This is a genomic window from Pseudomonas sp. NFACC10-1, assembly GCF_900119195.1.
GTDB lineage: Bacteria > Pseudomonadota > Gammaproteobacteria > Pseudomonadales > Pseudomonadaceae > Aquipseudomonas > Aquipseudomonas cerasi.
On sequence record NZ_FPJB01000006.1, the window covers coordinates 139,579 to 152,757 of the forward strand.

Consider the following 13,179-nt stretch of genomic DNA (forward strand, 5'->3'; position numbering starts at 1 on the left):
TCAATGCCCGGTCGTTGGCAAAAATCACCTACGATCAGGCCCCTGCACAGTGGAGGCGTTGCCCGATGAAACAGATCCTGCTGATCGGTATGGGGGCCGGTGATCCCGAGCAGATCACCCTGCAGGCTGTCGCGGCACTGAACCGTGCAGAGGTGATCTTTATCCTCGACAAGGGGTACGTCGACGATCAGTTGCTGAGGCTGCGCAAAGAGCTCTGTCAGCGCTATATCACTCATGAACGCTACCGTCTGGTGCAAGTTCAGGATCCTCGACGTGAAGATGATCCGCAGGCCTACGAGCGCGGCATCGAGGGGTGGCACGAACAGCGCGCAATACTCTTCGAGCGGTTGTTGACCGATGAGCTTGGTGTGGATCAAGTCGGCGCGTTTCTGGTCTGGGGCGACCCGTCGCTCTACGACAGCACAATGCGCATCCTTGATCAGGTCCTGGCGCGGCGCAACGAGGTATTCGAGTATCAGGTGATTCCCGGTATCACCAGCGTCCAGAGCCTGGTCGCGCGGCACCGGATCCCGCTCAATCGCATCGGCGAGTCGATTCTTATCACCACCGGCCGACGCATGGCGACAGCTCCGCTGGAGCACCTCGGCAACGTCGTGGTGATGCTCGACGCGCACTGCACATTCGAGCGTTATGTGGGGCAGGGGCTGGACATCTATTGGGGCGCGTATCTGGGCACGCCGGACGAGATACTGGTGTCGGGCCGGCTCGATGAGGTCTGCGAGCAAATCAGGCGGCTGCGCAGCGAGGCACGCGAGCGCAAGGGGTGGATCATGGATACCTATTTGCTACGCAAACCGGCCTAAGCCGGTTTTTCATCCTTGTTGCGATTCTTCGCTTCGATCCACTGCGCCATGTATTTGGTGCTCTTGTGGTGGTGATGCCGCAGCATGGCGCCGGTGAAGTTCGCCAGGCGATGCTCCGCGAGTCCGTTGCGAAGGGTCTCGATGCGCTCGATCAGGGTCGCACAGTGTTGCCGATGCTGGAAGCGCGCTTGCAGTAACGCCTGACCCGCATGTTGCGCTTCAAGCCAGAGGTTCTGCTCCTGATACAGCCTGACCGCAGCGTCAGCGATGTCGGCTGGCTTATCGGCAATGATGCCGGGCCACGGCAGCCCGCCGCTCATGGCTTCCGCACCCATCGGGGTGGTGACTGATGGCGTTCCGCAGAGCATCGCGTCCATCAGCTTGCCTTTGATGCCAGCCCCGAAACGCAATGGCGCGAGGCACACTCGCGCATTGGACATGACCTCCAGCGCATCCTCGGCCCAGTGCTTCACATGAAAGCCCTGAGCGGCGTTGTGCAGCGCCGCGGCCTTGGGTGGCGTATAGGCACCGTAGATGTGCAACTGGGCTTCGGGCAGTTGTTGACGGATCAGCGGCCAGATAGTGGTTTTCATCCACAGCACCGCATCCCAGTTGGGCGCATGACGGAAGTTGCCGATACTGAGGAAGTGTGCACGCTGTGCAAAAGGCCGGAAGCTGTCGGGCGCCCCGTCGATCATCAGCGGACACCAGTGCAGCAGCGTCTCGGGCAGGCCGAAAGGGCCGCTCAGCAGTGCAATTTCGACATCGGACGTCATCAGGTTGAGATCGCAGCGATACAACGAAGCGATTTCGCGTTGCGCCAGATCACTGGACGCTATCTGCCGGAAAAGCTGCGGCGCTGAAATGTCCACACTGCCCGGCGCAGCCTCGGGGCAATCGCTGTTCAGCGCGTCCTTCAACAACTGATGGCGGGCGTGGCGCAGGCTCTGGAAATCCGAGGTCTCCAGAATTCGCAGCGCGTCAGGACACTGCTGCTCGACACGCCAGCCGAACTGCTCTTCGATCATGAACTGATCGAAGAGCACCACGTCAGGCTGCAATTCGCTGACAAACACGTCAAAACTGCTGTCGTTGAGCGCAATGTGCACTTCGTGGATGCCCAGGCCGAGCAGATCGGCGCGGTGCTCGCCTTCAGTGGCAGGGCTGGCAAAGGTGATCTGCCAATCCTGCTCCAGAAAGCATTGAATCAATTGCATCATGTGCCCGCTCGCGGCCGAGGAGCGCGGTTCTGGCCACACGTAGCCGATGATCAATAGGCGGGTGCTGACAGGCTTGTCGGTACGGTTGAAGACTGCGTCGATGTCAGTCAAGGCTGTTCCCGAGAATGCTTTTTACCTTGTCACGCAACTGGTCGATGGAGAACGGCTTGCCGATCGAGTGCATGCCTGGCGGCACGTCGATATTTTCGGAGTAACCGCTGGCGAACAGCACCGGCAATTGCGGGCGAAGTTCGATGACCTTTTTGGCCAGTGCGGTGCCCTTCATGTCAGGCAGCCCCTGGTCAGTCATCAACAAATCGATGTGATTGGAATCGTCTGCAACAAAGGTCAGTGCCGACGTAGCGTCCTCGGCTTCCAGTACCTTGTATTCCAGCTCCTCGAGCACGTCGACAATCAGCATGCGCACAATGGCGTCGTCTTCGACCACGAGAATGGTGCGGGCTGTGTCGGGCATGGTTGACTCCTTAAACCTGAATAATGGCGATGGTGCAGACAGTGTGGAATTTTACGCATCCTTTCCCGTCAACTCAGGGTAACCGAGCGAGGGCCTGTCCGCGGTTGATACAGTCCCTGTATCAGTAAATAAAAACCGGGTGGAAGTTCAATCGAGGCACAAATACCGTAAATCGACAGGGCGGCTCACGGGTTGGCGTCATTAATGAATACAGGCGTGAGCTTATCGCGCATTTATGTGTGAAATTTCAATCCTCTATGTCAGAAATAAGAGTGTTTTTCGTAGGTTTACGGCAAACTCTACGGTTTTGATCCACTCGTCAGGGATATTTCATGAATCGGACGTCTGTTGTCGATGAACAACGCTTTCGAAAATTGCTGGGGCGTAACGTTGGCTTGCCCCTGGGCGTCGGTGTATTGAGCGCAGTTTTCTTCATTCTGCTGATCAGTTATCTGCTCACTGCAATACAGTGGGTCGAGCACACTGACCGGGTGATCAACAACACCAACCGCTCAATGAAACTGTCGATAGACATGGAAACCGGCATGCGCGGTTTCCTGCTCACCGGTGATCAGCATTTTCTCGATCCCTATGAAGTCGCCAAGCCGCTGTTGCTCGCCGAGTTGCAGGGGCTGGAGGAACTGGTAGAAGACAACCCCACGCAACTGGATCGGTTCAGGCGTCTGGCCACGCTGCAACAGGAGTGGAATGCGTTCGCCCAGGAGATGATTACGTTGCGGCGCACCAACGCCGATTATCAGACGCCGGTGCTGGCCGGACGTGGCAAGCGAATTACCGATCAGATCCGCACCGAATACGATCAGGCCGTGGAAATGGAGCAGCAACTGCGCCTGACCCGCAATGCGGAAGTCACGCGCAGTACCATTCTTTCCGTCACCCTTTATCTGATATTCGTGGTGATTGTCAGCGCAATTCTGGCCTATATCGGTCGCCGGGATCTGATCTCGCTGTCGAACACTTACAGCGAAAACCTCAGACTGCAGGAAGTCAATGCCGAGCGCCTGCAGAAGGTGGCCTGGCTGCGCAATGGTCAGAGCGAGCTGGCCGAGCAGGTCCTGGGGCAATTGACGCTGAACATGCTGGGCCGGAATATCCTCCAGTTTCTGACCCAACACCTGGGCGCGTCGGTGGCCGCTGTCTACATCCGCCAGGACCACGGCGGCCTCACGCGAGTTGCCTCGTATGGTTTCTCCCGCGAACAGGAGCAGCAGGATCAGACCATTCACAGTGACGAAGGCATTGTGGGGCAGGCAGCCCAGCAGGACCGCATCATTACGCTGGATGAACTGCCGGATAACTACTTCAAGGTCGCCTCCGGCCTGGGCGACGGCTCGCCGCGCAGCGTGGTGGTGGTGCCGACCAGCAATGACGATCAGGTCAACGGCGTGATCGAACTGGGCTTTCTGCGCACCCTGACCGAGCGCGATATCGAGTTTCTTGAGCTGGTGGCGGACAACATCGGTACGTCCATTGAAGCCGCCCGTTATCGCCAGCGTCTGCAGGAGGTGCTGGCCGAGACCCAGCAGCTCAACGAAGAACTGCAGGTGCAGCAGGAAGAACTGCGTACGGCCAACGAAGAGCTGGAGGAGCAATCGCGCATCCTCAAGGAGTCCCAGGTCCATCTGGAGACCCAGCAGGCTGAGCTGGAGCAGACCAACGAGCAACTCGCCGACCAGAGTCAGGCACTGGCCGAGCAGCGCGATGCGCTGGATCGCAACAATGAAGAACTGAATATTGCTCAGGCCGAGTTGCAGGCGCGGGCAGACGAACTGCAGCGCGCCAGCAAGTACAAGTCCGAGTTCCTCGCCAATATGTCCCACGAGCTGCGCACGCCGCTCAACAGCTCACTGATCCTCGCCAAACTGCTGGCCGAGAACCCGGGCGAGAACCTGACCGCCGAACAGGTCAAGTTTGCCGAGTCGATCTATTCGGCGGGCAATGACCTGCTGAATCTGATCAACGACATTCTGGATATTTCCAAGGTCGAGGCCGGCAAGCTGGAAGTGCGCCCGGAAAACAGCAGCGTTCCCCGACTGGTCGAAGGTCTGCGGACGCTCTTCCAGCCGCTGGCCGCCGAGAAGAAGCTCGCGTTTACTGTCGACATCCAGGCCGGTGCGCCTACCATGCTGTTCACGGATCGCCAGCGTCTTGAGCAGATCCTCAAGAACCTGCTGTCCAACGCGATCAAGTTCACTGAAGCAGGCTCGGTCAGCATGGTGGTTTCGCGTCATCCGGGCGCGGGTATCGCGTTCATCGTGCGTGATTCGGGCATCGGCATCGCCGAGGAGCACCAGCAGGGCATTTTTGAAGCGTTCCGTCAAGCAGACGGCACCACCAACCGGCGTTATGGTGGCACCGGATTGGGTTTGTCGATTTCGCGTGATCTGGCGGCATTGCTGGGCGGATCGATCAGTGTGACCAGCGCACCGGGGCAGGGCAGTATTTTCAGCCTCGTGCTGCCGGAGCAATACGTCGAACAGGACGGCCGCGAGCCGGACAGCGATCTGCTCATCTCACCAGCGCCTGCTGCGCTGCCGCTGTCTGTGGCTGCGCTTCCGGTCATCCCGCAGCCGGTACCGGCACCCGTGCCGATGGATACGCCGGTGCCGGTATTTGCCGACGACCGGGACAAGGCGCCCTTCGAGCGTCGTTGCATCCTGGTGATCGAAGACGAAGTGCGATTCGCCCAGATTCTCTACGACCTGGCCCACGAGCTGGGCTACGACTGTCTGGTCGCGCATGCTGCTGACGATGGCTTCAACCTGGCGTCCCGCTACACGCCCGATGCCATTCTGCTGGACATGCGCCTGCCGGATCATTCGGGCCTGACCGTGCTGCAGCGTCTCAAGGAGCTGGCGCCCACCCGGCACATTCCCGTACACGTGATCTCGGTCGAGGATCGCCAGGAAGCCGCCTTGCACATGGGCGCGATTGGCTACGCGGTCAAGCCGACCACGCGTGAAGAGCTCAAGGACGTGTTCGCCAAGCTGGAAGCCAAGCTGACGCAGAAGGTCAAACGTATCCTGCTGGTCGAAGACGATGCGTTGCAGCGTGACAGCATCGCGCGCCTGATCGGTGATGACGATATTGAAATCACTGCGGTAGGCTTTGCCCAGGAGGCGCTGGACCTGCTGCGCGATCATGTCTATGACTGCATGATCATTGATCTCAAGCTTCCGGACATGCTCGGCAATGAATTGCTCAAGCGCATGTCGATGGAGGACATCTGCGCCTTCCCGCCGGTGATTGTCTATACCGGCCGCAACATGACCCGCGATGAAGAAGCCGAGCTGATGAAGTATTCGCGCTCGATCATTATCAAGGGTGCGCGCTCGCCTGAAAGGCTGCTCGATGAGGTCACGCTGTTCCTGCACAAGGTCGAGTCGCAACTGTCCAACGAACGGCAAAAGATGCTCAAGACCGCACGTAGCCGTGACAAGGTCTTCGAGGCGCGCAAGATCCTCGTGGTCGACGACGATGTGCGCAATATCTTTGCGCTGACCAGCGCCCTTGAACATAAGGGTGCGGTAGTGGAAATCGCCCGCAATGGTCTGGAGGCGATTGCCAGGCTCAATGAGGTGGAAGACATCGATCTGGTCCTGATGGACGTGATGATGCCTGAAATGGATGGTTTTGAAGCGACCATCGAGATCCGCAAGGACCCGCGCTGGCGCAAGCTGCCGATCATCGCCGTCACGGCCAAGGCCATGAAGGATGATCAGGAGCGTTGTCTGCAGGCGGGTTCCAACGATTACCTGGCCAAGCCCATTGATCTGGATCGTCTGTTTTCGCTGATTCGCGTCTGGCTGCCGAAGATGGAGCGTATCTGAATGAGGCTTCAGTGGAGGGGCGTCTGCAATGGCAAGCCCGGGCGGCACCATGCAGCTTGATCGAAGCATGGACATTGAGTTGCGCCTGCTGATCGAGGCGATTTACCTTCAGTACAGCTACGACTTTCGTGACTACTCCGGCGCTTCGGTCAAGCGCCGCGTGATCCATGCGTTGCGCCAGTTCGATTGTGCAACCATCTCCGCGCTGCAGGAACGTGTGATCCACGACCCTGCGGCGTTCATGCAATTGCTGCAGATTCTCACGATCCCGGTCAGTGAGATGTTCCGTGATCCCTCGCACTTCCTGGCAATCCGTAATGAGGTCGTACCGGTGCTGCGTACCTACCCGTCACTCAAGGTATGGATTGCCGGCTGCAGTACGGGCGAGGAGGTCTATTCCACGGCTATTCTGTTGCGTGAAGAGGGGCTGCTGGAGCGAACCATCATTTACGCGACCGATATCAATCCCAGCTCGCTGGAGAAGGCCAAGCAGGGCATCTTTTCCATGGACAGTGTGCGGGCCTACGCCGAGAACTATCGAAAGGCGGGAGGGCAGCGCGATTTTGCCGAGTACTACACTTCCGCCTATGACTACGCGATCTTCGACAAGACGCTGTGCGAGAACGTCACGTTTGCCGATCACAGTCTGGCCACAGATAGTGTATTCTCCGAAACGCAATTTATTTCGTGTCGTAACGTACTGATTTATTTCAACAAAAAGCTCCAGGATCGAGCGTTCGGGCTGTTTCATGACTCGCTGTGTCATCGTGGTTTTCTGGCGTTGGGCAGCAAGGAGACGCTGGAATTCTCAGCGTACGGGGGCGCTTTCGAGGCGCTGGTGAAACCCGAGCGGATTTACCGGAAATCATGAAAACCACGTTTGGCGATGACGCCTTGAGTCACTCGTTGCCCGTGGTCGATGCCATTGTGGTCGGCGCATCGGCCGGCGGCGTGGAAGCCTTGCTGAAAATATTCAGCGGCCTGCGCAAGGGTTTTGCGTTGCCTATCCTGATGGTTCTGCATTTGCCTGATGACCGGCATAGCCAGTTGGCCAATGTGTTTCAGAACCGTCTGGCGATTCCGGTCAAGGAAGCCGACGACAAGGAGAGCATAGTGCCCGGCACTTTGTATGTTGCGCCAGCGGGCTATCACGTCTCGGTGGAGTCCGACTTTTCCCTGTCGTTGAGTCAGGAGGACAAAGTGTTTTATTCAAGGCCCAGTATCGACATTCTGTTCGGTTCGGCTGCTGATGCCTATGGGTCGCGACTGGCCGGGGTGCTGTTGACCGGTGCCAATAATGACGGTGCGAACGGGTTGCTGCAGATCAAGACGTACGGTGGTTTCACGGTGATTCAGGACCCCTCGCAGGCCCAGGCTTCTACCATGCCTGAAGCTGGCCTGGCGTTGCACTCGCCCGATTACCTCCTTTCCCTGAACGATATTGGCCGCTTGCTGGTCGAGCTGGAACGAACCGCATGTTAAGTGAAATTCAGGCAAAACTGCTTATCGTCGATGATTTGCCGGAAAACCTGCTGGCGCTCGAAGCGTTGATCAAGCGCGGTGATCGAATCGTCTACAAGGCGCTGTCTGCCGATGAGGCGCTGTCACTGCTGCTGCAGCACGAATTCGCCATGGCCATCCTCGACGTGCAGATGCCCGGGATGAACGGCTTCGAACTGGCCGAGATGATGCGCAGCACGGAAAAGACCAAAAGCATTCCAATCGTCTTCGTCAGTGCCGCCGGGCGAGAGCTGAATTACGCCTTCAAGGGTTATGAAAGCGGTGCCGTGGACTTCCTGCACAAGCCGCTGGATATTCACGCGGTGAAGAGCAAGGTCAATGTGTTCGTCGATCTTTACCGGCAGCGCAAGGCCATGAAGATACAGGTCGAGGAACTTGAGCGCAGTCGCCAGGAGCAGGAGGCCTTGCTCAAGCGTCTGCAGTCGACCCAGAGCGAGCTGGAGCATGCGATTCGTATGCGTGATGACTTCATGTCCATCGTCTCTCACGAGGTACGCACGCCGCTCAACGGCCTGATTCTGGAGACCCAGCTGCGCAAGTTGCACCTGGCCAAGGACAACGCAGCGGCGTTTACCATGGAAAAGCTACGCGCCATGGTCGATCGCGATGAGCGGCAGATTCAGAGCCTTATCCGCCTGATCGAAGACATGCTCGATGTATCGAGGATTCGTACCGGCAAGCTGTCGATCAGGCCGAGTCCGTTCGACCTGAGCGAGCTGGTCACTCAACTGCTGGAAAGTTTTGCCGCGCAGATCGCCGCCGCCAATTCCACGATCACCCGGTTCGCCGAGCAGCCGGTAATAGGCGTCTGGGATGAGTTCCGCATTGAGCAGGTGGTTGCCAACCTGCTGACCAACGCGCTGCGCTACGGCGCGCGAAAGCCGATAGAAGTGCATGTGTACAGCAAGGACAGCGAGGCCTTCATTGAAGTGAGGGATCAAGGTATTGGCATTACGGCCGAAAACCAGAAGCGCATCTTTCAGCAGTTCGAGCGGGTGTCGACTAATCACGCTGTTGCCGGGCTGGGTCTTGGGCTGTTCATTTCCGATCAGATCGTCATGGCTCACGGCGGTCGCATCGAAGTGGAGAGTGAAGAGGGCAAGGGTTCGGTGTTTCGTATCTGTCTGCCTCTGTAAGGTCGCCGCCTCCGGCGATCAAGTTTAATCACACGTTGGCGCAACCTCCCACGCGTGCCGTGGTCGTAATGGCAGCTATTTATAAGATCAAAGGCAGTTCAATGAGCGCTGATGCAGAAAACGTCGTACTAATCGTCGAAGACGAGCCCCTGATCCTGATGCTTCTGGCCGATTATCTGTCGGGTGAGGGTTATCGTGTCCTGAAAGCCGAGAACGGCGAGCAGGCTTTCGAGATTCTGGCGACCAAACCCCATCTCGACCTGATGATCACCGATTATCGGCTGCCGGGCGGCGTCTCGGGCGTACAGATTGCCGAGCCTGCGATCATGCTGCGGCCCGAGTTGAAGGTGATTTTCATCAGCGGCTACCCGGCAGAGATACTCGATTCGGGCAGCCCCATCGCGCTGAAGGCGCCTATTCTCGCCAAGCCCTTCACCATGGACACCCTGCACACCCAGATCCAGAAACTACTGGCTTGAGCGGCCTGCCTGCCCGACGAGTGAGCGGGCAATCTGATAAATCTGCGCTGCCTGAAGCCTGAGTCTTGCTCAGGCTTCTATCATTTCCCGTACTTTTGACGTCAGGTGATCGAACGCAAAGGGTTTGGTGATCAATTGCATTCCTGTGTCCAGAAAGCCCCCGCGCACCGCCGCATGTTCTGCATAACCGGTGATGAACAACACCTTGAGTTCCGGCCGCAGTTGCCTCGCGATTTCCGCCAGTTGCCTGCCGTTCATGCCTGGCAGGCCTACATCGCTGATCAATAGATCGATACGCCGTCCGGATTCCAGTATGGGTACTGCGTCCGCTGCCTCGCCAGCCTCGATAAAGGTGTAGCCCAGCTCGCCAAGCACTTCACTGACCAGCGCGCGCACGGCAGGGTCGTCCTCAACGATCAGTACCGTCTCGCCGTTCTCGGCGTAAACGGCATTGCTCTGGAAGCTTTGCTCGGCCTCATCCGCCAGCCCCTGAAAGCGCGGCAGAAACAGTTGTACGGTAGTGCCGACGCCGACTTCGCTCTTGATCAGGACGTGGCCATGCGATTGCTTGCTGAAGCCGTAGATCATCGAAAGACCCAGACCCGTGCCCTGGCCGATGGGTTTGGTGGTGAAGAACGGGTCGAACGCTCGACTGATGACGGTTTCAGGCATGCCACAGCCATTGTCGCTGACGCTCAGTACGACATAGTCACCCGGCAGCAGGTTCTCATGGGCATTGGTGAAGGATCTGTCCAGTTGCTGGTTGAACGTCTCGACCACCAGCGTGCCGCCGTCAGGCATGGCATCGCGGGCGTTGAGTACCAGATTGAGCAGGGCACTCTCCAACTGATTGGGGTCGGCCTCTGCGGTCCACAGATCGTGTGCCAGGCGCAACTGCAAATGAATGCTCTCGTTAACGCTGCGTTGTAGCAGTTCATCCATGGCGTTGACCAGATGATTCATTTCGACCGGCTTGGAGTCCAGCGACTGACGCCGTGAGAAGGCCAGCAGACGATGGGTCAGGGCGGCGGCGCGGTTTGCCGAGGTGACCCCCAGATCGATCAGGCCGTTCAGGTCCTCGACACGCCCGCGCGCCAGCCGGCGTCTTATCAACTCGAGGCTGCCGATGATCCCTGTCAGCATGTTGTTGAAGTCATGGGCAATCCCGCCGGTCAACTGGCCGACTGCCTCCATTTTCTGTGACTGGCGCAGAATTTCCTCTTTGTGACGTAGCTGCGAGGTTCGCTCTTCAACCTGTTGCTCGAGCGTTTCATTGAGGCGGCGCAATTGCGACTCGGCCTGCTTGCGCTCGGTGATGTCGGATGTCACGCCCGCCAGTGAGCCGACCAGGCCGTTCTTGCCGCGCGTGGCACGGGCGCGCACATCCACCCAGTTGAGTGAGCCGTCCGGCCAGATATTCCGGTATTCGATGATCAGATCGACACCGGTGTCCAGGCTGCGCTGCAACGCCGATTGCATTCGGGGCTGGTCTTCGAAATAAACGGCGGCCAGCCAGTCGTCGTAACCGAAGGTGTTCTGCTCGTCGCGGCCGTAGTGACTTTTGGTGATGTCCGAACAGGTCAGTTTGAGATATTCGGCTTCCAGAACCCATGAGCCCAGCCTGCCGGCCTTCAGGGCATTCTGCAGGCGGCCTTCACTTTCGTGCAGATCCTCCATGCGCGCGCGAGCTTCATACTGGCGTCTACGGCCGCGCACCGCTGTCATCACCAGACTCACCAACGTCACCGGATGGAAAGGGCGTTCGAGAAAGGTCACGTTGCCCAATAGATTACCCATGCGCGCAGAGGGGTTGTGATCAGGTCCGTGGGTCAGCAAGACGATAGGCAAGTCCGACCAGGGCGGCTGACGGCCAAGCAGCTCCAGCAATGGGGTCATATCAGTGTTGCGCAGTGCCTCGTCGGCGATGATCGCCAGACCGGCACCGGCCCCCAGCTCTCTGACCAGTTCGGGCACGTCACAGGCGACCGTCGCGGGGTAACCTGCTTCGTCGAGAATACGCATGGCGATCTGACTGTCCCGCCCGCGTGGGGCGAGAATGATCGCGCGCTCTGATAACAGACCTGGGGTACTCACAGGTCGTCATCCTCAAGCAGCGGTTTCTTGTCGCCCATGTACGACGGCACACCGCGCAGTACACCCTGAAAGGCCTCCAGCGGTTCGCCTATTTTCAATCCGCTGGAACTGATGCGGTACTCACGGATTGTGGACTCGTGAGTGCCGGTGCGTTTCTTGATGACCGATATCGCACGGCGTACCTGACCCAATGCTTCAAAGTAACGCAACAGAATCACACTGTCGGCAAGGTAGGTGATGTCTACTGGCGAGCGCATATCGCCGACCAGTCCGTGCTGCGCAACGGTCATGAAGGTCGAGGCGCCTTGGCGATTGAGGTAGAGCAGCAGCTCGTGCATGTGCAGAACCAGCGCGCTTTCTTCAGGCATTGCAGCCTGGTAACCGTTGATACTGTCGATGACAACGGTCTTTATCTGCTTTTTATCGACTGCACGCCGCACACGGTGTGCGAACTCGCCAGGGGACAGCTCTGCGGCGTCGATCTGCTCGACCACCAGATTGCCGGTTTCCTGCAGTGCACGCAGGTCGATCCCCAGCTTGAGCATGCGCTCGAACAGCAGGCCCATTTCCTCATCGAATATGAACAGACCGACGCGCTCACCGCGTGCGACCGCCTGCACGGCGAAAACCAGCGAGATGAGCGATTTCCCGGTCCCGGCCGGGCCAAGAATCAGGGTGCTGGAGCCACCTTCGATGCCGCCTCCGAGCAGGTTATCCAGCTCCTGGATTCCGCTGCTCAATTGAGTGCGCGAGTAGTTGGAACGGTGTTCGGCGGCTACCAGGCGAGGAAAGACGTGTATGCCATTCTCGGCAATGGTGAAGTCGTGAAAACCACCGCGATACTTCTGGCCGCGGTACTTGACGATTTTGAGACGCCTGCGCTCGGCACCGTAAGTAGGTGTCAGTGCCTCAAGGCGAATCACCCCGTGGGCAACGCTGTGCACGGTCTTGTCGAGTGCCTCGGTGGTCAGGTCATCGAGCAGCAGCACTGTCGCGTTGTAGCGGGTGAAGTAATGCTTGATGGCCAGAATCTGGCGCCTGTAGCGCAACGAACTCTGCGCCAGAAGACGGATTTCCGAGAGGCTGTCGATGACGACGCGAGTAGGTTTGACACGCTCGACCACCTCGAATATCTGCCGCGTCGCCTCACCCAGCTCCAGGTCAGAGGAGTAGAGCAGGCTTTGATGATGATCCGCATCGAGCAGGCTTTCAGGCGGTGTCAGTTCAAAGATATTGATATGTTCGTCGAGCTGCCATCCGTGCGAGGCTGCACCCGAGCGCAACTCGCTTTCAGTCTCGGACAGAGTGATATACAACGAGATTTCGCCCGCTGCCGCCCCGGCCTGCAGAAAATGCAGCGCCACGGTTGTCTTGCCGGTTCCGGGTTCTCCCTCAAGAAGAAACACATGACTGCGTGAAAGACCCCCTGCAAGGATGTCATCCAGGCCTTCAATGCCGGTTGCCGCTTTTGACGTATTCAAGTATCGCCCTCTGATAACCGTACAGGTTTTGTTAATGCCTCATCACTGGACCGTCAGGTACTGCGACCGTTCCCCCTATTTGAGGGGAACGTCCATAT

At 58.3% G+C, this 13,179-nt stretch carries 10 protein-coding genes; 6 read left to right on the forward strand and 4 right to left on the reverse strand.

The window, feature by feature from the left end:
* The first annotated feature begins 65 nt into the window (after nt 1-65).
* Nucleotides 66-824: a precorrin-6A synthase (deacetylating) gene (gene cobF, locus BT119_RS18100; RefSeq protein WP_044308244.1), complete on the forward strand. Its 759-nt coding sequence runs from the start codon at nt 66-68 to the stop codon at nt 822-824.
* Here the strand turns inward: cobF and BT119_RS18105 are convergent.
* Entirely contained in the window at nt 821-2,155 is a 1,335-nt protein-coding gene (locus BT119_RS18105) for a glycosyltransferase (RefSeq protein WP_003369348.1), read from the reverse strand. The two genes, cobF and BT119_RS18105, sit on opposite strands and share 4 nt — an antisense overlap.
* Nucleotides 2,148-2,519 carry a response regulator gene (locus BT119_RS18110; protein ID WP_003369350.1) on the reverse strand — a complete coding sequence of 124 codons (372 nt, stop codon included), beginning with the start codon at nt 2,517-2,519 and terminating at the stop codon, nt 2,148-2,150. Before BT119_RS18110 ends, BT119_RS18105 begins: the two co-directional genes overlap by 8 nt.
* Before the next feature lie 332 nt (nt 2,520-2,851).
* On the opposite strand from BT119_RS18110, the gene BT119_RS18115 reads away from it, so the two are divergent.
* The 5 genes from BT119_RS18115 (at nt 2,852) to BT119_RS18135 (ending at nt 9,506) form a co-directional block, all read left to right on the forward strand.
* The gene (locus tag BT119_RS18115; RefSeq protein WP_072366531.1) at nt 2,852-6,370 is read left to right on the forward strand and encodes a response regulator; all 3,519 of its coding nucleotides are present in this window, start codon (nt 2,852-2,854) and stop codon (nt 6,368-6,370) included.
* Between the two features lie 49 nt (nt 6,371-6,419).
* Nucleotides 6,420-7,241, forward strand: coding sequence for a CheR family methyltransferase (locus tag BT119_RS18120; protein WP_003369355.1), 822 nt, complete (start codon nt 6,420-6,422; stop codon nt 7,239-7,241).
* On the forward strand, nt 7,238-7,852 hold the full coding sequence (locus tag BT119_RS18125; protein ID WP_003369357.1) for a chemotaxis protein CheB: 615 nt from the start codon (nt 7,238-7,240) through the stop codon (nt 7,850-7,852). The genes BT119_RS18120 and BT119_RS18125 overlap by 4 nt, the downstream gene beginning before the upstream one ends.
* Nucleotides 7,846-9,027: a hybrid sensor histidine kinase/response regulator gene (locus tag BT119_RS18130; RefSeq protein WP_003434146.1), complete on the forward strand. Its 1,182-nt coding sequence runs from the start codon at nt 7,846-7,848 to the stop codon at nt 9,025-9,027. The genes BT119_RS18125 and BT119_RS18130 overlap by 7 nt, the downstream gene beginning before the upstream one ends.
* A gap of 101 nt (nt 9,028-9,128) precedes the next feature.
* Nucleotides 9,129-9,506: a response regulator gene (locus BT119_RS18135; RefSeq protein ID WP_003318062.1), complete on the forward strand. Its 378-nt coding sequence runs from the start codon at nt 9,129-9,131 to the stop codon at nt 9,504-9,506.
* A gap of 69 nt (nt 9,507-9,575) precedes the next feature.
* Here the strand turns inward: BT119_RS18135 and BT119_RS18140 are convergent, their stop codons facing one another.
* On the reverse strand, nt 9,576-11,600 hold the full coding sequence (locus BT119_RS18140; protein ID WP_072366535.1) for a response regulator: 2,025 nt from the start codon (nt 11,598-11,600) through the stop codon (nt 9,576-9,578).
* Nucleotides 11,597-13,081, reverse strand: a complete 1,485-nt coding sequence (locus BT119_RS18145; protein WP_032609592.1) for an ATPase domain-containing protein — start codon at nt 13,079-13,081, stop codon at nt 11,597-11,599. The genes BT119_RS18140 and BT119_RS18145 overlap by 4 nt, the downstream gene beginning before the upstream one ends.
* Nucleotides 13,082-13,179 lie beyond the last annotated feature (98 nt).

Excerpts from the sequence above, each read along its gene's own strand:
- cobF (WP_044308244.1), top strand. The coding sequence starts at position 66 with ATGAAACAGATCCTGCTGATCGGTATGGGGGCCGGTGATCCCGAGCAG.
- BT119_RS18110 (WP_003369350.1), bottom strand. The coding sequence starts at position 2,519 with ATGCCCGACACAGCCCGCACCATTCTCGTGGTCGAAGACGACGCCATT.
- BT119_RS18115 (WP_072366531.1), top strand. The coding sequence starts at position 2,852 with ATGAATCGGACGTCTGTTGTCGATGAACAACGCTTTCGAAAATTGCTG.
- BT119_RS18120 (WP_003369355.1), top strand. The coding sequence starts at position 6,420 with ATGCAGCTTGATCGAAGCATGGACATTGAGTTGCGCCTGCTGATCGAG.
- BT119_RS18125 (WP_003369357.1), top strand. The coding sequence starts at position 7,238 with ATGAAAACCACGTTTGGCGATGACGCCTTGAGTCACTCGTTGCCCGTG.
- BT119_RS18130 (WP_003434146.1), top strand. The coding sequence starts at position 7,846 with ATGTTAAGTGAAATTCAGGCAAAACTGCTTATCGTCGATGATTTGCCG.
- BT119_RS18135 (WP_003318062.1), top strand. The coding sequence starts at position 9,129 with ATGAGCGCTGATGCAGAAAACGTCGTACTAATCGTCGAAGACGAGCCC.